Below are 21105 nucleotides of genomic sequence, written 5' to 3' on the forward strand. Positions count from 1 at the left end.
CCATTTTCACCATACCGGCTTTAGTGTTTGTACTATTTGCGTCGGATATTCCTTTTGTGATGAATCTATACTATTCTGTATTTAAATGGAATGGCATCAGTAAAGATATGACTTTTGTGGGTTTTGATAATTTCAAAAAGATATTTACGAATGATCCTTTATTTATAAAATCGGCTATGTTTACTTTAAAATATTCTGTTTTTTATGTAATAATTGTTAATATCATATCTTTAGCAGTCGCTTTAAAACTTGCAAAACAAAAGAAAAAGAACAGCCTGGGCCGGGCATTTTATTATGTTCCATATCTTATCAGCCTCACAGCCATCAGTTTAATCTGGAAATTTATTTTTGGACCAGGATTTGAGGCACTGTTTGATATGACCGGCTGGCAGTTTTTTAACTGGAGCTGGGTTGGTACACCCAAATTAGCTTTCTATGTTGTTGTAATTATGACTGTATGGCAAAACATAGGATTCTACATGGTTACCTATATAGCCGGAATCATAGGGGTTCCGGTAGATGTACTGGAAGCAGCCAGAATTGACGGTGCATCCAAAGGGATGGTTACAAAGAAAATTACTCTGCCGCTAATTATGCCATCTATCTCCATATGTTTATTTACATCTCTTACCTTTGCATTTAAATTATTTGATGTCATTATGGTATTTACAAAGGGCGGGCCGGCAAATTCCACTATATCAGTAGCTTACAATATCTATAAAGAAGCTTTTACCAATAGTAGTTATGGACTTGCAACAGCTAAATCACTGGTATTCTTTATTGCTGTATTAGTAGTTACGGTTATCCAGATGAGAGTTACTAAGTCCAAGGAGGTTGAGGCATAATGAGAAGAAAACATAAGGATATTGACATAGTATCATGGGTCATATTAGCTTGTTCCATATTTTGGCTTATGCCTCTTTTACTGATTTTTATCAATTCGTTTAAACCCTATAACGATATGATCCAGCATTTTTTGTCCTTACCATCCAGTATTAATTTTAATATGTATGAGGAGACCTGGACAACTTTTAAATTCTCACAACTTACGTTAACTACCCTTTTATATACCGTTTGTACGGTATTAGGAGTTGTAATTTGCGCACCTATGGCAGCATATAAATTAGCAAGGACTAAGACAAAATATAGTACTGTTATATTCGGACTTATTATATTACCTATGATGGTTCCTTTTCAGGCTTATATGATTACCTTAACTAAATTAGTATCTAAAGTAGGTTTGAATGGGACTAAGATTGGTTATATCATGGTATCTGTGGGTCTTTGCATGCCTTTGGCGGTATTTATGATTCACGGATTTATTAAAGGAATTCCATTAGAATTAGAGGAGAGTGCGTTAATAGACGGGGCTTCTAGATACCGAACTTATTTTTCAGTGGTACTTCCGCTATTAAAACCGATCCTTACAACGGTAATCGTATTGGATGCGCTGGCAACCTGGAATGATGTTATTACCAATCAGTTAATTGTAGGAGGGAAACAAAACGCTTTAAATATACAAAATGCTTTATATATGCAATTTTCCGCCCAGACCGCAGATTGGGAACATGCTTTACCCGGGATAGTCATGTCAACGATACCAAGCCTAATCTTTTTCGTATTTATGCAAAAACATATTGTCGGCGGAATAACTGCAGGAGCAGTAAAAGGTTAAACATAACAGGTAAAGGAGAATTCGGAATGAATGTTGGTGTTTTAATAGAACTTAACAATAATATAAATGAGAAGTTTGAAGAATTACGGGCCATGGGTATGAACAGCTGTCAGCTGGTATGCTGGGATGAAAATAAATTTACAGATGATATGGCTGAGTTAGTTAATCAAGCCGTTAAAAAATATGACGTAAATATTACAGCGTTTTGGTGTGGCTGGTCCGGTCCTGTAACCTGGGATTTTTATGACGGACAGCTTACTCTTGGATTAATACCACCTGCTTATCGTTTTCAGCGTTTGCAGACATTAATGCTTGGTTCTGATTTTGCTAAGAAAATGAATATCAGAGACTTTGTAACCCATGTAGGTTATATACCGGAAAATCCTTATGATGAAAATTATACTGGTACCTTGGTTGCACTAAAGAAATTAATTGGCAAGTGTAAAGAAAATGGGCAGAATTTCTTATTTGAAACCGGTCAGGAGACACCGGTTACTTTAAGAAGGGCGATTGAAGATATTGGATATGATAATGTAGGGGTTAATCTTGATCCGGCTAATCTATTAATGTATGGTAAAGCAAATCCTATTGATGCACTTGATATATTAGATAAATATGTACTTGGCATTCACGGAAAAGACGGAATGTATCCTGCTGACGGCAAAAATCTGGGAGAAGAAAAACCCTTAGGAGAAGGAAGAGTAGATTATCCGAAATTTATAGCAAAACTTAAGGAAATCGGCTATCAGGGGGATATAACCATAGAAAGGGAAATATCCGGAGAAGAACAGAAAAAAGATATTATTATGGCAAAAAAAATATTGGATGAATTGATTCAGGTTTAATAGAGAAAGGTGTCAGAGGAGTAAGGTGGAAATTACTTCTCTGGCTATTTTTATTTTTATAACAAGGTTGAAAACCAAAGTCTGCTAAGGTATAATGTATGGGACGACGGAAAATCCGGTGTAAGAAATAATAGAATTAAGGTAATCTATAAAAATTAGAGTGAAAAGAATTAGAAAGGCCGGGTATCTGAATGAGATATATTGGAGAACTTAGGGATGGAGAAATGGTTTCGGAAACCTATCTCTGTAAAACAAAACAATCATTAAAAACAAAAGCAGGAAAGAATTATTATTCTCTGCTACTACAAGATAAATCAGGAACATTAGATGCAAAGATATGGGAGTTGTCCGGCGGAATCGACCATTTTGAAGCAATGGAATATATCCGTGTAGACGGGCAGGTAATCTGTTTTCAGGGAGCATTACAGCTTAATATTAAACGGGTAAGAAGAAGCCAGGAGGGAGAATATGATCCTGCTGATTTTGTACCTACAACCACAAAAAATATCGATGAGATGTATAATGAATTATTGAAGTTTATCAGCTCTGTCGAACAACCACATATGAGAAAACTGGCGGAAAGTTTTTTCGTGCAGGATAAAACTTTTATAGCCGGTTTTAAATCGCATTCCGCAGCAAAAAGTGTACATCATGGTTTCGTCGGAGGTTTATTGGAACATACTTTAAGTGTAGTGAAACTGTGTGATTATTATGCTCAAAATTATCCTGCGATAAATAGGGATCTTCTAATTACAGCCGCCATTTTCCATGATATCGGAAAGCTTTATGAGTTATCTGCTTTCCCCGAAAATGATTATACGGATGACGGACAGTTATTAGGTCATATTTATATTGGAACAGAAATTATAGGAACCAGAATTAAAACAATACCAAACTTCCCGGTTCAGCTGGCTTCCCAGTTAAAACACTGTATATTAGCCCACCACGGGGAACTGGAGTATGGTTCACCTAAGAAACCAGCGATTATTGAAGCTCTTGCTTTAAATTTTGCGGATAATACGGATGCAAAACTACAGACTATGACCGAAATTTTAAACAGTGGGGATGAAAAATCAACCTGGCTTGGATTAAGCCGTTTATTTGATTCCAATATACGGCGTACTACGATCTAGGATATCAGGCAGCACATTTTCATAGTGTTGCCTGTATATTTATTTCATAGGAAAGTTCTCCGAACTTCCCTATGAAATAAAAAGCCCTACCGGGCAGGATGCGCACCTCGCGGAATAGAATTTCCGCTTTTACTCTAAAGAAATGAAAGAGAGACAGAAATGTTAATAAACAAAAATGACGAATTAATTATTGAAATAGACGATATTGGTTCAGAAGGAGAGGGTATCGGAAAATACCAGGGATACACCTTATTTGTTAAAAATGCCCTGCCCGGTGACAAAGTAAGGGTTAAAGCCATGAAGTGTAAAAAGAATTACGGTTATGCCAGACTTATGGAAGTAATTGAAGCATCTCCTTACCGGACAACTCCACAATGCGGTATAGCGGATAAATGCGGTGGCTGCAGTCTTATGCACTTAAGTTATGAGAGGCAGCTTTTATTTAAACAGAATAAGGTAAGAAACTGTTTGGAGCGTATAGGCGGTTTTAAGGAGGAATTACCTTTAGGACCGATTATCGGGATGGAGGAACCCTATTATTACCGGAATAAAGCACAGTTTCCTGTGAGCCGAAACAAAGAGGGAAAAGTTGTAATGGGATTTTATGCAGGTGGGACCCATTCTATTATAGATACAGATCATTGCTTTATTCAGGCTAAAGAAAATGATAAATTAATTCAAATCATACGGAGTTTTTTAGAAAATTACAATATCAGTATATACGAGGAAGAAAAACACAATGGCTTAGTGCGCCATATTCTTACCAGAATTGGATATGTAACCGGTGAAATTATGGTATGCATCGTCATTAACGGAAATGAGCTTCCCCATCAGGATAAGCTGGTACAAAATTTAAGAGAAATACCTGGAATGACCAGTATCAGTTTAAATATTAATAAAGCAAATACCAATGTGATATTAGGTGATAAAGTAATTAACCTTTGGGGGAAGTCCTATATAACGGATTATATAGGTGATATTAAATATCAGATATCTCCTTTATCCTTTTATCAGGTGAATCCGCAGCAGACAAAGCGATTATATGAAATCGCACTTAAGTTTGCAGATTTGCATGGAGATGAAACCGTTTGGGACTTATACTGCGGAATCGGCACGATTTCTTTATTTTTGGCGGGTAAGGCAAAACAGGTATACGGAGTGGAAATTATACCTCAGGCAATTGAAGATGCCAAGAGAAATGCTGAAATTAACCAGATAATCAATGCAGAATTTTTTGTTGGGGCAGCAGAAGACATTCTTCCTGAAAAATATAAGGAAAATAACATTTACGCCGATGTTATAGTCGTAGATCCGCCCAGAAAAGGCTGTGAAGAAAGCCTTCTGGATACTATTATATTGATGGCACCAAAAAAGATAGTCTATGTTTCCTGCGACCCTGCGACCCTTGCCAGAGATCTGCGTTATCTCTGTGACAGAGGATACGAATTAATAAAGGTTCAGGCAGTGGATCAATTTGCCCATAGTGTTCATGTGGAAACGGTAGCATTGTTAAATTGTAAAAGATAAATAGGTAAACATATCAGGGGACTGTTGCATCGTTCTTAAAATATAAACCGGCTGGTTTAATCAAACAAGAAGCATAGCGGATTGCACATATCTGCTTTGACAGCTGGGTAAATCATTTTTAAGAATTTGCAGCGGTCTCTTTTTTATTTATAGACATTGACCTAACAGGTAAATGGTGTTATAATATATTTGTTGACCTGTTAGGTAAATAATTAAAGATTAAGAGATTAAGAGATTAAGAGATGAAAAGATGAAAAGATGAAAAGATAGAAAGGATAAAAGGGGTAAATATTATGTTTTCTAAATTTATGGGTTTAGAGCCTGAAAGACGGGATGTTGTTCTAAATGCAGCCCTTAAAGAATTTGCCAAAAAAGGTTTTGATGATGCGTCAACCAATGTTATTGCCAAGGAGTCCGGAATCTCTAAGCCATTGATGTTTCATTATGTCAACAATAAAAAGGATTTTTTCCTTTTCCTTTACGATTATTGCTTGGACGTTTTGGGAAGAGAATATTTCGACCGGATCGATATAAATGAAAAGGATATTTTTGAGCGTTTGCGGCAGACTTGTCTGTTAAAAATTCAAGTAATGCAAAAATACCCGTGGATTTTTGATTTTATAAGAGTTGCTGTTTTTACCGATTCCGAATTAGTGAAGGATGACTTGGTAAAAAGGCGTAAAATGGTGGAAACCAGAAGTTTTGAACGGTTTTATGGTGATATAGATACATCGCGCTTCCGCAGCGGGTTGGATTTGGAAAAAGCAAAGCAATTGATTTTCTGGGCAGTAGGTGGTTATGCAAATCAAATACTGGAGCAATTTAAGAGTTCGGATATCCTGGAGTTTGATTTTGAAAAAATTCGTACTGAGTTTGACGGCTATCTTAACGAGCTGCGAAAAACCTATTATAAATGATCGGAGGGTAGTGTGAATAGTCTCACAAAAAAATGCGAGCCATTAGAAGAATAGCAAAAGCAGCTATTCTTCAGGATTTATGCCAGGAAAGCATGGGTGTTAGTGTGAAAGAAAATATAATAAAGAAAGGAATGCCGCATAGTGATTCTTTCACACTTTATATTTTTGATAATAGAATGCACGTATTATCCGCATTCTATTGTATGTGGCTGTAATACATCTGTGAGCAGATGTGTTATGCTAGGGGTATAATTATGAAGAATGTTATTGAAACAAGAAAACTTACTAAGTCCTATGGCAAGCAGGAGGCTTTACGCGGAGTTGATTTGACTGTAAAACAAGGCGAGGTGTATGGATTTATCGGCCCCAATGGAGCAGGAAAATCTACAACCATCCGAATTCTTTTAGGGATGCTGCACAAAAGCAGCGGAGAGGCAAAACTGTTTGGCGGCGACCCGTGGCAGGATGCTGTGACTCTTCATCAGCGTCTTGTCTATGTGCCGGGGGATGTGGCTTTGTGGCCCAACTTAACCGGCGGTGAGGTAATTGATTTCCTGGGCCGCTTACACGGCAAAATTAATCCCTCCCGCCGCAAGGAATTACTGGACAGGTTTCAGCTGGATCCAAAGAAAAAATGCCGCAGCTATTCCAAAGGAAACCGCCAGAAGGTAGCGCTGGTCTCTGCTTTTGCTTCCGACGCGGATCTGATGATTTTAGATGAGCCTACCAGCGGCCTTGATCCGTTAATGGAGCAGGTTTTTCAGGATTGTATCTTTGAAGTAAAGAAGCAGGGAAAAACTGTTTTTCTATCCAGCCATATTCTTGCGGAGGTAGAAGCACTTTGCGACCAGGTTGGGATTATCCGGCAGGGAAAAATTGTCGAGTCCGGCACCCTTACCGAACTGCGGCATTTGACACGTACAACCGTGACCGTGGAACTAACCAAACCTGCAAACCTGAATCAGCTGCAAGGGGTTCACGACGTATCACGAATGGATGAAAAGTGGAGCTTTTCGGTGGATGCCGATTCCATAGATGCAGTTATGAATGCGCTTGCACCAATGGGTATTAAATCGCTTATAGCGGAACCTCCTACTCTTGAAGAACTGTTCAAACGCCACTATGGAGATAAGCCCCAGAGAAAGGAGTTGAACTGACATGAAAGGAAATCATTTTGCCGGTACAGGCAAGCTGCTTAAGTTTTATCTGCGAAGAGACCGAATAGTACTTCCTACATGGATCTTGCTTCCCATAATTCTTATTATGGGTCAGATGTCTTTCGTGAAAGCGCTGCCGGATTGGCAGGTGCTTATCACTGAACTGTCCGCAAGCCCCCTTACCGCTTCTATGCTCGGGCCTATTGTTCCGTTAAGCATAGAGGGCGCTATCCTGTGGCGGGGCCTGCTGCAAGCCTCCATAGCAGTTATGTTCGGAGCGGCGCTTACAATGATTCGGCATACCCGCACAGAGGAAGAATCCGGAAGAAATGAATGGATTCTTGGAAGACCGGTAGGAAGATACGCCAATCTGTCTGCAGCATTGATTCTTTCTTGCGGGGGAAGCCTGCTGGCGGGCTTATTGACTGCCGCAGTCCTGTTGGGCAACGGCCTCGCAGGAAACGGTTCTCTGCTGGCAGGATTGACGCTTACCGCTTCCGGATGTATCTTTGCTGGGATAGGCTGTTTATGTGCTCAGATTTTTGAGCACAGCGGAAGTGCAAGAGGGGGCGTATTTAGTGTATACGGATTAAGTATGATTGCCATGGTTCTTAATAATATGGGTGGCGGCAGCACCGGTTGGGCTCTACTTGCCCCCGAAGCATGGTTTCGTATCACCGTTCCCTTTGGGGAAAATCATGCCTGGAAATTGTTGGTTTTTATCCTGCTTTCAGCCCTGCCGATGATACTTTCCTATATGATGCTTGTACGCCGTAACATGGGTGCCGGCCTTATCCCACAGAAAGAAGGTTCAGCTGACGCATCCCCCCGTTTCAACTCTTCGTTGTCTTTAGCCTGGCGGCAGTACAAAGGCAGTATTCTTATCTGGGCAATCGGCATGGCTTACCTTGGAGGGATTATGGGTGCAGGTACGCCCAATATATCCGGAGCCATAAGTTCCACGTTCGCCCGGATGAACACCTCCTGGGCACCAGCTATGGCAAAGCTGGGCAATCAGGAAGGTTTCATTGCCATTTTAATCTATATCCTGGGACTGATGGCCGGTTTATCAGTCTTTGCCATCACGGCGGTACAACGTCTGGGGAAAGAAGAAAAGGAGCATTATGCCGAGATGGTACTGTCGAGACCCGTAAACCGGGTCAAATGGATGGGAAGCTATCTAATGGTTGCCTTCATAGGCAGCGCATTAATACTTCTTGTCCTCGGTTTGACTTCCGGATTAGGATGGAGTATCGCCGCGGGAGAGTTTAGTTATTTTCCCCGCGTGTTAGGTATGAGCCTTTCAAAAATCCCTTCCGTCTGGACAATTATCGGCATTGCCGCAATGCTGTACGGCTGGCTGCCCCGTATCGCGTCTGTTCTCAATTGGTTTATATTGGGCGTGTTTATCTTCATCGAGATGCTTTGGGAAGTCGGAATCGCCGGATGGTCCGCAATGCAATGGACGCCTTTCGCCTATGCCCATTACAGTATTCCAATCAATGAGCTTAGGGTTATGCCGCTGATTGTGTTAACAGTTATTGCAGCAGCACTTACATGGTTAGGGTTCATTGGATTCAGGTCTCGAAGTATTGGGTAAAATAAAAGTAGAAACAAGTAAAACCAGATTTAATAGGTATATCCGTTCCTCTTACAGTTTTTGGGTTATGAAGAGAGGATATTAGTAAAACAATTAAAAAGGACAATTTATTAGTGGAATGACTGGGAACTCCATCAAATATATTATAATAATAAATATTTGATGGAGTTTTTCATGAAATGGATAAAACAGATAAAATATAAAAATGTGATTCTGACCATTTTTGTATTTGTCATTGCGTACTTACTTGGCGGCGGAGCTGCTGTATTAGCTGATGTATATGGAAAAGATATTTTAAAGCCAAGTGAAGAAAACTGGGGACTTGGGTTCTCCAAGGAGGGAAGTCCTCCTACGGGCAATGCTACGCCGGATGAAATGAAAAAATATGATGCCTACTATATCGGAGACGTTAATAAAAAGGTTATCTATTTAACTTTTGATGCAGGGTATGAAAACGGATATACGCCTGCTATCCTGGATGCCCTGAAAAAGCATAATGTCAAGGCAACCTTTTTTATAGTGGGTAATTATATTAATACAAGTCCGGATTTGGTTAAACGAATGCTAAACGAAGGACATAATGTAGGGAATCATACATATCACCATCCCAATATGTCAAGTATGGCGTCCTTGGAATCTTTCCGTAAAGAATTGGAAGATCTGGATACGGCATATGAGGCTTGTACCGGACAGAAGATGATAAAATATTATAGGCCGCCTCAGGGAAAATACAGTGAATCAAATTTGAAAATGGCTCAGGAATTAGGATATAAGACATTTTTCTGGAGTCTGGCTTATGTTGATTGGTATCAGGATAAACAGCCTACGAAAGAGGAAGCCTTTAAAAAGTTATGCGGAAGGATCCATCCGGGTGCTATCGTACTTCTTCATAGTACATCTAAGACAAATTCTGAAATCTTGGATGAGTTACTTACCAAATGGGAAGAGATGGGTTATACATTCGGGAATTTAAATGATTTGGTCCAACAATGAATTAAGTCCAAGTCAGACAATAAATTCGGTCTGAGTTGAACAATAAAATTAGCCTAATCGAAAGGAAAAATAAACGGATAGAAATAGTGCTGCTGCAATCCGATTCTGCTGAATTATGACATTTTGTGTCTTGGCAGAATGAAGATTGCAACAGCACTTTATTCATTAGGTATATTTAGATTCAATTTAATTAAGATTTATTTGATAAAGTATACAGTTAAAATAACAATTATTTAAATAAAGATAAAAGAATACCGGCTGCAACAGCGGAACCGATAACTCCGGCTACGTTTGGGCCCATAGCATGCATAAGCAGATAATTGCCGGGACTTGCTTTCTGTCCTTCTACCTGAGATACGCGGGCAGCCATAGGTACGGCAGATACTCCGGCTGAGCCGATAAGAGGATTTATCTTACCCTTAGTTACCCAGCACATGAATTTACCGATTAAAAGACCCCCAATGGTACTGAACATAAAAGCAGTAAGTCCCAGAATAATAATTCCTATTGTCTGAGGTCTTAAAAATTCTGAACCAACCGCGGTGGCGCCGACGGTAACCCCTAAGAAAATGGTTACTATATTAATCAATGCATTCTGTACAGTATCAGACAATCTCTCAACCACTCCGGATTCCCTGAAAAGATTGCCCAACATAAGCATACCGATTAACGGAGCAACGGATGGGAGGAGCAAGATGCATATTACTGATACGGCAATAGGAAAACAAATCTTTTCTAACTTGGATACGCTTCTTAATTGTTCCATTTTCACTTTACGTTCTTTATCCGTTGTAAGTAATTTCATTAACGGTGGCTGAATCAACGGAATCAATGCCATATAGGAATAAGCGGCTACTGCTATGGATGCCAGAAGATGGGGAGCCAACCTTGTTGTCAGATAAATAGCTGTGGGACCATCCGCACCGCCGATGATACCAATGGAGGCAGCCTCCTGGGGTGTGAACCCCATAACAGATGCTATGATGAAAGCTACTGCAATACCAAACTGAGCACCGGCTCCTATGAGTAAACTGCTTGGACGGGCAATAAGTGGACCGAAATCAGTCATCGCACCAATTCCTAAAAATATCAAGGATGGATAAATTCCCTTTTTAACTCCCATATACAGATAATACAAAAGTCCGCCTGCTTCTTTTGAACTTGCGGGTTCAGCCATAAGGCCTGTTAATGGCAGATTCGCTAAGAGCATACCAAAAGCGATTGGTAACAGCAGAAGCGGTTCAAATTTTTTACCAATAGCCAGATAGATAAGAACACATGAAATAAAAATCATTACGAGAGATTGCCAGGTTAAAGCAACAAAACCGGAATCTTCCCACAATTTTACCAGTGAATCAATAAACACAATGAAGTCCTCCTTTAATTTGTCACAAATAGTATTTGATGTGAATTCTTTTAATAAGCATCCGTTGAACTTTTTTCATTTCTTTTCTCAATGCTTACAATAATCAGAGAAAATATCCGAATAATAGCCCAGAGCATGCCTAAGACGGCAAATACCACTGACATGCAGAATAATGCAATAAGAATACTCTCATACAAAGCCACTTCATTCACCCCATTTCATTCGTTAAGTCAGGTCTTAATTTATTTTAAACCGGAGATAAGTGTGAAATATTTTTCTCCGATTCGCCTATGTGTGTATATTTCATATATTAGTTGACATGCAATTAGATATGGTTTTTTACAAAAAAAAGGAGAACTTCAATAAAGAAGCTCTCCACCCTATAAGCCTAAACTTGAAACAGTTTTAATAAACTGCCAACCGGAAAAAATCGAAATATTTTTTTACATTATACCATAAATAGTACCGACTGTCAATATGTGTTAATTGTAAGCTCCATGCGCGTTTATTGACATTCATTGACATATGTCGACAAAGTTTAATGCCTGAGTTCTAATATAAATACCATTAGAATAGAGACCAATCAAAACTTCAGCGTGAAATTTACAGCAGATTACTGAAATATTATGAAAAAAGAATACTTGGACTAAATATCTGTGTAATACAGGATTGCAGTTCTAAAACATAAATACTGTTTATATATTTTGTATAGGAAGCAATTAAAATTCGCGGTATATATAGCAGAATTAACAAAAATATGTAAAAGAGCCGGAATTGCGTTTAAGAAACCGGAGGAGTGTCCGGAAGGCGGAAGGAACACCGAAGGTAACAGGTAACATTAAAATTTAAAATCACCTTTAGGCCGAAAAAATTAAATTATCGGCTCTGCCGCAAATCTCAGAGGATTTGCCGGCAGATTTCCGTAAATGCAGGTGATTTTTAAATAAAGGAATGGAAAGTCTTAGAAATTAAGAACTGGAAATTCGAAATAAATTAAAGGAGGTATTTCTATGAAAAAGGTAATGCACCGGTTACTGGCTTACGCTGTAGTTTTCGTTCTTATGGTTACCATGCTTACAGGCTGCAAGGGTCCTAAGAACACGACAACCGGGACGGAGACTGCTCAAACGACGGAAAAAGCAGAGGCTGTAACGGATACTGAAACGGGGGCTGAAACTGAAACGAAGGCTGAGGCAGAACCTGCGCCATCGGGAGAGACGACGGAGGTTGGTACTCCAAGAAATGAAACACTTATCGTTGAGTGTCAGTCGCCTACTGACACACCAGGACAGTTTAATTCCTATATGCAGGGAACTACCATGGGATTTGGTATTCATCAGCTTATGTCTGCGATGATGTGGGAAATCGATACTGTCAAAGGTGAACAGTTCGGCGAAGTTGCAGATGGTATGCCGGAATCAAATGCTGATTTTACAGAGCATACGGTTAAGATTCGTCAAGGTATTAAATGGTCTGACGGTGAGGATTTAACTGCCGGCGATGTTGTATTTACAGTTAACATGATAATGACCAACCCTGGGATCACTCAGAATGCTTATTACAATCAGGTATTTAAATCTGTTGAGAAAGTAGACGATTATACCGTTAAGTTTGTTACGAAGGAGTCTTTCCCTCGTTTGGCACAGCGATTTGGCGTTACTATCTGGGGTAATGATTTAAGAATCGTTCCGGAACACATCTACTCAAAACAGGCTGATGTTACTCAGTTTAAGGATTCAGCTCCTGTTGTTGCCGGTCCATATACCGTAAAGGCTTATGACGAGTTAGGAAAATGGGTTCTGTATGAACGCCGTGAAGACTGGAAGAACAGTACAATAGGTGTGGTAACAGGAAAAGAGCCTAAGGCTAAATACGTATGGTTCAGAAATCTTGGCGATGATACTACCCGCCAGATGAGCCTTATTAATAACGAAGTTGATATCCTTTGCGAAGTTACACCGGAAATGTTAGAGGTTATGACTGCACAGAACCCGAATATCGCATGCTGGTATAAGGGCTTCCCATATGCTACCAGTGATGACCCCTGCTCAAAAGGTTTGGCTTTCTCCATGGGTAAAGGCGCTCCTTTTGATAATAAAGATTTCCGTTGGGGTATTGCACTTGCTATGAATTTTGATGAGATCTCACAGAACATATTTAACGGTGTCGGCCGTGCGTCACCGTTCCCGATGCTTACAAACACAAGTGCATGTCAGGAATTGTATGTAAAACCTCTGCTTCCATGGCTGAAAGATTTCTCACTTGATTTAGGTGATGGGACTACAGTGAAACCTTTCGATGATGGTTATGCAGAAAGAATCGCCGGTGTTCTCAGGGATAAAGGTTATGATATCCCAACGGATCATGATGCTCTTATCGATATGTTTGGTGTAGGCTGCTGGAAATACGATCCTGCTGCAGCTGAGAAACTGTTTATTAAAGCAGGTCTTGAGAAAAAGATGACGGCTGGTATTTTAATGGTAAACCTTTCACATTCAACATGACATATTTAGCAGATACGGAAGCTCAGACAGGACGTGGTGTTCAGGCGGCTTTCGACCAGCTTACAAAATTTGGTTTCAAAATCAATCTTGTTAGTGAATCCAGTGCAACATGGGATACCAATGGTCAAACAGGACAGTATGATATTGCCGGATACTGGCCTACCGGTTTCATAACCAAAGATATCTATTCACAAATCAATGGCTGGGATGCTGATCTTATCGTTCCGATGGGAGAGAAAGGTTCAGGTCAGGGAACTCGCTGGAAGAATGACAAAGCTACAAAAATTATTCATGAACTAGCGAAACTTTCGCCTGATGATCCGAAAGCATATGATTTAGGTATGGAATTTTTCAAGAATTCCATAGAAGAACTTCCGTTTATTGGCTTCCATTCAGGTGTTAAGTTCGTTCCGACCAACAGCACATACTGGAATAACTATCCAAATTCAGAAAATCCTTATAATGGTCCGTGGTGGTGGTGGAGCTGCTTTAAATATATACTGACAGAGATTTCACCGGTTCAGTAAAATAAAAGGTTCGGTTACTGTAATATAGTATTTGTTACTGCCTGGTGGCTTCACCGGGCAGTAATAACATTAAGGAAAAATCATCACGAATTTACAAAAAAGGAGTGAAGCAGTTGAAGTTTCGTAAATATTTCGGTCTAAGATTTTTAACTTATTTATTAACTGTTTGGATTGGTATTACCTTTATATTTTTTATACCTAGAATGTTTCCTTCCGATCCGGTTGAGAACATGATTGGTCAGATTCAGTCCCGTTCCGGTCAGATGGATCCTGCACAAATGGATGCGCTTCGGTCACAGCTCAGGGTTCAGTTTGGTCTTGAGGGTTCTTTACTTACACAATATGGTACTTTCCTGTGGAACGGGTTATTACATTTTAATTTTGGCCCTTCCCTGATGAGTTATCCTACTCCCGTAGGCCAGATTATCGGTATGTATCTGCCTTATACGCTTTTTCTCTCACTGACAACGACCGTCATTGCCTGGATCATAGGTAATATCATCGGACTTCTTGCCGGTTTTAGAAAAAATAAAATTTCATCCAAGATTCTGGAGGGAGTAGCCATATGTATTTACCCTGTTCCCTATTTTATTATAGCCCTGGTACTGCAGATTGTATTTGCATTCGTTTTGGGATGGTTTCCGATTCAGGCTACGATAAACACGCAGGGTAATTTTGCAGTTTTGTTCGCATCTCTCCTTAAAGCATCGATTCTTCCGGCTTTTGCCATGCTGTTAGTAGGGACTGGCTGGTGGATCATATCCATGAAATCCCTAGCAGGTACAACCTCAGAAGAAGATTTTGTTCTCTTCGCCCGTTACAGAGGACTTCCAGAGGGAACCATCGGCACCGCTTACGTATTCAGAAATTCCATTCTGACTCAGGTTACCGCTTTGGCAATGAGTCTTGGCGGCGTATTCGGCGGTTCTATTATGACAGAAATTGTATTCGGTTATCCGGGTGTTGGTTCCCTGGTACAAAAGGCTATCCTGATGTCAGACTATAACATGATACTTGGATGTATCACAATTTCTATTGTAGCAATATCTACAGCAACATTGATTGTGGACCTGATATACCCATTTATCGATCCACGTATCAGGTACAGCTAAGAGAAAGAGGTGGAATAATCTGTGAAAAGAATTTTGAAAAAATTTTGGAAAAATTCAAGTATCAGCTTAAAAATAGGTCTGCTAATGACGGTATTTTTTGTTGTTATTGGTTTCATTATATACTTTTTACCGCATATCAATCCGTTTACCTTTAATTCTTATCCCAGTAAGTTAGAACCTACCTCCGAACATTGGCTTGGGACTACGAGTATGGGGCAGGATGTTTTATGGCTGCTCATTGAGGCGATACATAATTCACTCCTTATCGGGCTGATCGTGGCTACCATTGGTACGGTTGCGGGTGTCTTTATAGGGCTTCTGGCCGGATTTTCAGGCGGATGGCTGGATCGGGTACTTACTGTTGTAACCGATACATTTATTGTAATACCATCCCTTCCGATCCTCATATTGATGACCTCATTTATGAAAGGAACTTCTACGGTTTTTATAATGGCACTGGTACTGGCTATGTTCGCCTGGGCCTGGCCGAGCCGTCAGATCCGTTCCATGGCTCTTTCCATGCGTGAGAGGGATTTTATCCATACGGCATGGTTTTCAGGTGAGGGTACCGTTCAGGTCGTCGTAACAGAAATACTTCCGTATGCTCTTACATGGTCACTCTCCAACTTCATGAATGCTACTCTGGCTGCCATAGCTTCCGAATCAAGCCTTGCTGTGCTGGGACTGTCACCCGGAAATCTGATCTCCTTAGGAAATATGATTCAATGGGCAAGAGACCGTAACGCTATCTTTACGAAGCAGTGGTTCTGGATAGGCTCTCCCATCGTAGCTACGGCCGTAATGTTTATCGGATTGTTTCTCCTCATAACAGGCTATAATGATTATTTATCAAGGAAGAGAGGAAGGTAGCATGAATAGTCTTGTAAAAAGCAACGGATTAATGAATATCCAATAATATTAAATTGGAAATTCAGGAAAGAGGTTAAGATGATAAAAATAGACCATTTATCCACCTCGTATACAACGATAGACGGACCCGTTCATGTAATTAACGATGTGGATTTTGAAATATATGATAATGAAATTTTCGGAATAGCCGGTGAATCAGGCTGCGGTAAGACGACACTTTTAAAAGCACTGTATGATATACTGGATTTTCCTTTGGTTGTAGATTCGGGTAAACTTATCCTTAGCGGTGAGAAAAACGGGCAGGCATTTTCATTTGAAACAGGCCAGATCAGAAATACCTGGTGGAATCATATTTCTTATGTGCCCCAGGCAGCACAGAGTGTATTAAATCCAATCGTTCCGGTAAAGAAACAGTTTCTGGATTCCATTCCGAAAGCCAATATTACGAAAGAACCAAAAGCAATAACAATGAAGCGGATTTCGAACTATCTGGAAGAGCTCAGTCTTTCTCCGGATTTGCTGAATGCATATCCTTTCCAACTCTCAGGAGGTATGAGGCAGCGTGTTATTATCGCATTGGCTACCTTTATGTCACCTAATGTAGTTCTGGCAGATGAACCGACTACTGCTCTTGACGTAGTCGTGCAGCGAGGAATACTTATGATGCTCATGTCTCTTCAAAAGCAGTTAAAGAACACCATGGTAATCGTAAGCCATGATATGGGTGTTCATTATCAAATCACAGACCGTATGGGTATTATGTACTCAGGAAGTATGGTTGAGCTGGGTAAAACAGAAGATATTTTTGAAAAACCGATACATCCGTATACAAGGATGCTGGTAGGTGCGCTGCCGCGAGTAGGTGACAAGAGTCAGAAAACAGGTATACCGGGAAGGCCGCCTGCACTTACCAATCCGCCTCCGGGTTGCAGGTTTGCGCCCCGTTGTCCAAAAACAGCCGAAGAATGCAAAAAATCGGTACCAAAGTTTCGTGAAGTAGAGAAAGGGCGTTTCGCAGCCTGTCATTTACTAAACAGAGGGGAGTGTAGATGTCAGAAAAATTACTCGAAATAAAAAAGGCCAGTAAATTCTTCCGGATTGGTGGAATGCTCAGCAAAAAGAAACTTACTGCGGTGGATGATGTCAGTTTTGATATCGATGCCGGTAAGCCGGTTATCCTTTCCATAGTAGGTGAGTCCGGCTGTGGCAAGTCCACTTTATGTAAGATGATTCTGCGCCTGCATGACCCCGATCAGGGTGATATCGTGCTTAACGGCAGATCGTATAAAGATCATAAAGGGTACGATCCTTTTAGGTTCAGGCTGGACGTACAACCGATATTTCAGAATCCCTATGAAGCTTTTTCCATGCGCAAAACAGTGGATACTTATCTGTTTAATACCGCACTTCGATTGAAAATTGCTAAAAGTTACAAAGAAGCTGAAAAATTAGTTGATGAAACACTAAAAAGTGTAGGGATGTCATTTGAAGTAATAAAGGGCAAATACCCAGCCCAGTTTTCAGGCGGCGAGCTGCAAAGGGTATCCATAGCCAGAGCACTTATTACCAGACCTAAGTTAATTATAGCCGATGAACCGGTTGCTGCTATTGATGCATCTATGAAAATGAATATTGTAAATCTGTTTAAAGAGTTGAAAGATAAGTACAATGTTTCTTTTATCTATGTTACCCATGATCTTTCAACTGCTTATTATGTATCGGATTATATAGCAACTTTATACAGAGGCTGCCTGATAGAATACGGCCAGGCAAAAGAAATCATGGACGACCCGTCACATCCGTATACGGAGCTTTTGATGAATGCAGTGCCAAGAGTAGGAGAAAAATGGAATCAGGAATTAGTAATGCCGGATACAGAAGATAAAGAGTATGCGATTACCTATTGCAAATTTGCTCCCCGTTGCCCTTATGCTACGGAGGAATGCAGGAAATCCAGGCCGGAGATGAAAGTGGCGGTAAACGGGCGGAAAGTACTGTGCTTCCACCCGTTAAATGAAAAGGAAGGTTCATAATTTGTTCTGCCTATGTGAAATAACAATGGGGCTGTTGCAAAATAGTCAATTTACTAAACTTGTGTCTAGAATATGCTTTATATTTCCCCCATTTTGCTTCAAGTCGCGCGAATAAACGGCTCCATTCTCTTTCTTGGAGCCATTCGCACATACTTTCAACAAAATATCTGCGAAATATAAAGCATATTCTCCCACAAGGAAGTTATATTTTGAATTTTGCAACAGCCCCTTGTTATTTTTAAAGTATAAAACAAATTTACCACGGTCAGGTATTTTGTTGTTTTTACCGGCTGCCATGAGGTATCGCAACTATACTGTTCTATGGAAACGAAATCTTATTGTGATAATGTTTTATTTATATCGAATATTATAATTGACATCACTCGAAGTAGATGTTAAAATATGGTAAATAATACGCTTTATAAATATTAAATCAGGGGGATTATATCGTATATGAGTGATGAAAATTGTACAAAAAATGGTATGACTATTGGCTACAGAGATGTATTTCGGCAAAAAGAATATATGAAACTTATTTTTGCAAATGTGATTAACCGGTTTGGAGATTCTATTGATTATATAGCTTTTACCTGGTTGGTCTATTCCTTAACAGGAAGTGCTGCCTGGTCTGCAATTATATTTGGTATTAACCGGGTACCCACAATTTTTCTGCAGCCATTTGCCGGAGCAATGGTAGAGAACTGGAATAAAAAGACCGTTATGGTTTTAACTGATATAATAAGGGGAGTAAGTGTAAGTCTGGTAGCAGTATTATTTTTGCTGCAACTATTAAATCCCTGGATACTCCTTTCCTTTACCTTAGTAATATCAAGTGCGGAGGCTTTCAGAGGGCCGGCAGGTACGGCTGTCTTACCCAAGATACTGGAGAAAGAATGTTATGATTTCGGTTTATCACTAAATTCTACTTTAACCAATGCCATAGAATTGGCAGGCCTCGCATTAGCCGGAGGTATTATTGCCCTTTTTGGGATCCATACGGCAATCTTAATTGACGCATTTACATTTTGGGGATCAGCGCTTATAATATTATTCATTAATACGGGTGAAGATAAAAATACGAAGCAAAAGATAAATTTTAAAGAATATCTTGATACTTTAAAAGGCGGAATTATTTATTTAAAAAGGAATTCTGTTATTTTCAATTTTGTATTACTGGCCATGGTTGCAAATGCAATCTTAGTTCCTCTTAATTCCTTACAGGCGCCGTTGATTAAAGATATATTAATGCAGGGAGAATTAATGCTTTCGGTTCTCTCTTTTTGTTTGACGGCAGGATTAGGGATCGGTTCAGCTCTTTATCCTTATGCAGCCAAAAAATTAAATACCAGAACCATTATTTTTGTTGGGGGTGTATTACTAAGCTTATATTATATAATTCTTGTCTTATGCGGTTATTTAAGTTCCTATAGGTTAATAGTGTATGGTTTATGCGGTACTACATCCCTGATTACGGGGTGTGCTTTATCATTGCTGATTTCCGCCCTGAATGTACAATTTATGAAGCAGGTAGATACTGAATATTTAGCAAGAGTGGGAGCTATTATGAGCTCCGGCTGTGTGGGTGCAATACCAATTGTTTCCTTTTTGATAAGTATTCTCACCAAAATTATAACATTATCAGTTATCTTTTATGCCATCGGCGGACTGGGTATGGTATTTTTTATCTTTCTTTATTTAAAAAAAGTAAGGTTTGAGTAGAAGAAAGGAAGTGTTAATTTGCAGGTTACTATTAATAAAGAAATAAACTATGTGGAAGAAGCAAATAATTTATTATTTCATTATGCCAATTCTATTTCCTATGAAGAGATGAAACAGAACGGTTTCGGCAAATTCGATTATAGTGAAGAAGTTTATAATGAAAGATATGAGCTTATACTTAAGATTTATCATTATGTAACAGAAAATATAAGGTTTGATAAAGGCAAACTTGACTTTTATTTTAAAGAACTTGGTGATTCAAAAATGAGTATATCGAATTATCTTTTACCGATATATACCTCCGTACAATACACTACCTTAAAGGAATATGAAGAAGATGCCAAAGGTAAAAGCGGTTCTCAGATTATTAAGGAATTTGATGATATATTGTCCCAATACTGCAGTATAGGAGAATCAGGAGAAGAAAGAAAAGCGGAATCTTTTGAAGATTTAATGCGGAGCATGGATACAGCAGATTTAGCCGCTGAAGATAAATGGAAGATAGTTCAGGTATATCTGGAACGTGATAAACATATTGAAGAAGTCTGTATTATACTTCAGAAGATAATCCAATTACTTCAGGAATGCCGGAACGAAGTAAAGGTACTGGAGAAGGAATTCTATGAATATTGGACTAATTATATTTCCGGAGCCGACCTGTTAAAAGAACTGCAGGATTATACGAACATAAGATGGAAATACAATGAAGCGGGCACTTACATCTTACCGACCATATTTTTACCACAGTCAATTTCATTCAGTATTAAGGATGAGGAAGAGAATAAGCCGGATGTTATCAGGCTAGGAGTCATATTAGATTCCAATTTATATTATAAACCAGCAGAAGTTAACAGTGAAAAATTAAATAATGCACTGAAACTTCTAAGTGATAAAAGTAAATTTGAAATACTAAAATATATAAAAGACAAACCGGCTTATGGATTTGAAATTGCAAATGCCCTTAATCTATCCACCTCAACAATATCTTATCATATGAACAGCCTGATAACAGCTAATTTGTTAAAACTTGAGAAAGATGCTAATAAAATATATTACAGTATAAATAAAGATACCCTTAATAAATTACTGGAGGATATCCGTTTGATGCTTCTTTAATACAGCTTAAA

The 21105-nt window shown here is 39.3% G+C and carries 20 protein-coding genes and 1 other annotated feature; of the genes, 17 read left to right on the forward strand and 3 right to left on the reverse strand.

The window, feature by feature from the left end; genetic code table 11:
- Positions 1–59: 59 nt before the first annotated feature.
- The 9 genes from Ana3638_RS06820 to pdaA all read left to right on the forward strand — a co-directional run bounded on the left by Ana3638_RS06820 (position 60) and on the right by pdaA (position 9847).
- Positions 60–845 (forward strand): carbohydrate ABC transporter permease, encoded by a 786-nt coding sequence (locus Ana3638_RS06820; protein ID WP_161837354.1) that lies wholly within the window; start codon positions 60–62, stop codon positions 843–845.
- Positions 845–1675 (forward strand): carbohydrate ABC transporter permease, encoded by an 831-nt coding sequence (locus Ana3638_RS06825; protein WP_161837355.1) that lies wholly within the window; start codon positions 845–847, stop codon positions 1673–1675. Before Ana3638_RS06820 ends, Ana3638_RS06825 begins: the two co-directional genes overlap by 1 nt.
- 26 nt (positions 1676–1701) lie before the next feature.
- Positions 1702–2520 carry a sugar phosphate isomerase/epimerase family protein gene (locus Ana3638_RS06830; RefSeq protein ID WP_161837356.1) on the forward strand — a complete coding sequence of 273 codons (819 nt, stop codon included), beginning with the start codon at positions 1702–1704 and terminating at the stop codon, positions 2518–2520.
- 191 nt (positions 2521–2711) lie between these two features.
- Entirely contained in the window at positions 2712–3653 is a 942-nt protein-coding gene (locus Ana3638_RS06835; protein ID WP_161837357.1) for a 3'-5' exoribonuclease YhaM family protein, read from the forward strand.
- A gap of 159 nt (positions 3654–3812) precedes the next feature.
- The gene (rlmD, locus tag Ana3638_RS06840; protein WP_161837358.1) at positions 3813–5180 is read left to right on the forward strand and encodes a 23S rRNA (uracil(1939)-C(5))-methyltransferase RlmD; all 1368 of its coding nucleotides are present in this window, start codon (positions 3813–3815) and stop codon (positions 5178–5180) included.
- A 293-nt stretch (positions 5181–5473) separates the two neighbouring features.
- Positions 5474–6097: a TetR/AcrR family transcriptional regulator gene (locus tag Ana3638_RS06845; RefSeq protein ID WP_161837359.1), complete on the forward strand. Its 624-nt coding sequence runs from the start codon at positions 5474–5476 to the stop codon at positions 6095–6097.
- A gap of 230 nt (positions 6098–6327) precedes the next feature.
- Positions 6328–7254, forward strand: coding sequence for an ABC transporter ATP-binding protein (locus Ana3638_RS06850; protein WP_330587908.1), 927 nt, complete (start codon positions 6328–6330; stop codon positions 7252–7254).
- 1 nt (position 7255) lies between these two features.
- Positions 7256–8854 (forward strand): ABC transporter permease, encoded by a 1599-nt coding sequence (locus Ana3638_RS06855; RefSeq protein ID WP_161837360.1) that lies wholly within the window; start codon positions 7256–7258, stop codon positions 8852–8854.
- Positions 8855–9028: 174 nt separating this feature from the next.
- The gene (pdaA, locus tag Ana3638_RS06860) at positions 9029–9847 is read left to right on the forward strand and encodes a delta-lactam-biosynthetic de-N-acetylase (protein ID WP_161837361.1); all 819 of its coding nucleotides are present in this window, start codon (positions 9029–9031) and stop codon (positions 9845–9847) included.
- A gap of 229 nt (positions 9848–10076) precedes the next feature.
- Here the strand turns inward: pdaA and Ana3638_RS06865 are convergent, their stop codons facing one another.
- Positions 10077–11216: a sodium ion-translocating decarboxylase subunit beta gene (locus Ana3638_RS06865; RefSeq protein WP_334297133.1), complete on the reverse strand. Its 1140-nt coding sequence runs from the start codon at positions 11214–11216 to the stop codon at positions 10077–10079.
- A 47-nt stretch (positions 11217–11263) separates the two neighbouring features.
- Positions 11264–11416 carry an OadG family protein gene (locus Ana3638_RS06870; protein WP_161837362.1) on the reverse strand — a complete coding sequence of 51 codons (153 nt, stop codon included), beginning with the start codon at positions 11414–11416 and terminating at the stop codon, positions 11264–11266.
- Between the two features lie 166 nt (positions 11417–11582).
- Positions 11583–11635 (reverse strand) — a sequence feature (sodium ion sensor (DUF1646 type); this cis-regulatory element may regulate processes involved in with the transportation of sodium ions).
- A 588-nt stretch (positions 11636–12223) separates the two neighbouring features.
- On the opposite strand from Ana3638_RS06870, the gene Ana3638_RS06875 reads away from it, so the two are divergent.
- From Ana3638_RS06875 to Ana3638_RS06900, 6 genes are all read left to right on the forward strand, one after another.
- Complete coding sequence (locus Ana3638_RS06875; RefSeq protein ID WP_161837363.1) at positions 12224–13717, forward strand: ABC transporter substrate-binding protein; 1494 nt, start codon at positions 12224–12226, stop codon at positions 13715–13717.
- Positions 13714–14244 (forward strand): periplasmic substrate-binding domain-containing protein, encoded by a 531-nt coding sequence (locus Ana3638_RS06880; protein ID WP_161837364.1) that lies wholly within the window; start codon positions 13714–13716, stop codon positions 14242–14244. The genes Ana3638_RS06875 and Ana3638_RS06880 overlap by 4 nt, the downstream gene beginning before the upstream one ends.
- A 104-nt stretch (positions 14245–14348) precedes the next feature.
- Positions 14349–15356 carry an ABC transporter permease gene (locus Ana3638_RS06885; RefSeq protein ID WP_246240849.1) on the forward strand — a complete coding sequence of 336 codons (1008 nt, stop codon included), beginning with the start codon at positions 14349–14351 and terminating at the stop codon, positions 15354–15356.
- A 21-nt stretch (positions 15357–15377) separates the two neighbouring features.
- Complete coding sequence (locus Ana3638_RS06890; RefSeq protein WP_246240851.1) at positions 15378–16226, forward strand: ABC transporter permease; 849 nt, start codon at positions 15378–15380, stop codon at positions 16224–16226.
- A gap of 78 nt (positions 16227–16304) precedes the next feature.
- The gene (locus tag Ana3638_RS06895) at positions 16305–17300 is read left to right on the forward strand and encodes an ABC transporter ATP-binding protein (protein ID WP_161837366.1); all 996 of its coding nucleotides are present in this window, start codon (positions 16305–16307) and stop codon (positions 17298–17300) included.
- Positions 17276–18259, forward strand: a complete 984-nt coding sequence (locus Ana3638_RS06900; protein WP_161837367.1) for an ABC transporter ATP-binding protein — start codon at positions 17276–17278, stop codon at positions 18257–18259. The genes Ana3638_RS06895 and Ana3638_RS06900 overlap by 25 nt, the downstream gene beginning before the upstream one ends.
- A 45-nt stretch (positions 18260–18304) precedes the next feature.
- Here the strand turns inward: Ana3638_RS06900 and Ana3638_RS06905 are convergent, their stop codons facing one another.
- Positions 18305–18556, reverse strand: coding sequence for a hypothetical protein (locus tag Ana3638_RS06905; protein ID WP_161837368.1), 252 nt, complete (start codon positions 18554–18556; stop codon positions 18305–18307).
- A gap of 156 nt (positions 18557–18712) precedes the next feature.
- Here Ana3638_RS06905 and Ana3638_RS06910 point away from each other — a divergent pair, with 156 nt between their 5' ends.
- Together Ana3638_RS06910 and Ana3638_RS06915 are read left to right on the forward strand one after the other, a co-directional pair.
- Positions 18713–19978, forward strand: a complete 1266-nt coding sequence (locus tag Ana3638_RS06910) for an MFS transporter (protein WP_161837369.1) — start codon at positions 18713–18715, stop codon at positions 19976–19978.
- Positions 19979–19996: 18 nt separating this feature from the next.
- Positions 19997–21094: an ArsR/SmtB family transcription factor gene (locus Ana3638_RS06915; protein ID WP_161837370.1), complete on the forward strand. Its 1098-nt coding sequence runs from the start codon at positions 19997–19999 to the stop codon at positions 21092–21094.
- Positions 21095–21105: the final 11 nt, after the last annotated feature.

Origin of the sequence: Anaerocolumna sedimenticola (genome assembly GCF_009931695.1) — a bacterium.
GTDB lineage: Bacteria > Bacillota > Clostridia > Lachnospirales > Lachnospiraceae > Anaerocolumna > Anaerocolumna sedimenticola.

What these genes read in the sequence shown, in the direction of transcription:
- Ana3638_RS06835 (WP_161837357.1), top strand. Translation starts at nt 2,712, where the DNA reads ATGAGATATATTGGAGAACTTAGGGATGGAGAAATGGTTTCGGAAACC.
- Ana3638_RS06845 (WP_161837359.1), top strand. Translation starts at nt 5,474, where the DNA reads ATGTTTTCTAAATTTATGGGTTTAGAGCCTGAAAGACGGGATGTTGTT.
- Ana3638_RS06910 (WP_161837369.1), top strand. Translation starts at nt 18,713, where the DNA reads ATGAGTGATGAAAATTGTACAAAAAATGGTATGACTATTGGCTACAGA.
- Ana3638_RS06880 (WP_161837364.1), top strand. Translation starts at nt 13,714, where the DNA reads ATGACATATTTAGCAGATACGGAAGCTCAGACAGGACGTGGTGTTCAG.
- Ana3638_RS06850 (WP_330587908.1), top strand. Translation starts at nt 6,328, where the DNA reads ATGTGTTATGCTAGGGGTATAATTATGAAGAATGTTATTGAAACAAGA.
- Ana3638_RS06820 (WP_161837354.1), top strand. Translation starts at nt 60, where the DNA reads ATGAATCTATACTATTCTGTATTTAAATGGAATGGCATCAGTAAAGAT.
- Ana3638_RS06905 (WP_161837368.1), bottom strand. Translation starts at nt 18,556, where the DNA reads ATGGCAGCCGGTAAAAACAACAAAATACCTGACCGTGGTAAATTTGTT.
- pdaA (WP_161837361.1), top strand. Translation starts at nt 9,029, where the DNA reads ATGAAATGGATAAAACAGATAAAATATAAAAATGTGATTCTGACCATT.
- Ana3638_RS06825 (WP_161837355.1), top strand. Translation starts at nt 845, where the DNA reads ATGAGAAGAAAACATAAGGATATTGACATAGTATCATGGGTCATATTA.
- Ana3638_RS06895 (WP_161837366.1), top strand. Translation starts at nt 16,305, where the DNA reads ATGATAAAAATAGACCATTTATCCACCTCGTATACAACGATAGACGGA.
- Ana3638_RS06900 (WP_161837367.1), top strand. Translation starts at nt 17,276, where the DNA reads ATGTCAGAAAAATTACTCGAAATAAAAAAGGCCAGTAAATTCTTCCGG.
- Ana3638_RS06855 (WP_161837360.1), top strand. Translation starts at nt 7,256, where the DNA reads ATGAAAGGAAATCATTTTGCCGGTACAGGCAAGCTGCTTAAGTTTTAT.
- Ana3638_RS06875 (WP_161837363.1), top strand. Translation starts at nt 12,224, where the DNA reads ATGAAAAAGGTAATGCACCGGTTACTGGCTTACGCTGTAGTTTTCGTT.
- rlmD (WP_161837358.1), top strand. Translation starts at nt 3,813, where the DNA reads ATGTTAATAAACAAAAATGACGAATTAATTATTGAAATAGACGATATT.
- Ana3638_RS06830 (WP_161837356.1), top strand. Translation starts at nt 1,702, where the DNA reads ATGAATGTTGGTGTTTTAATAGAACTTAACAATAATATAAATGAGAAG.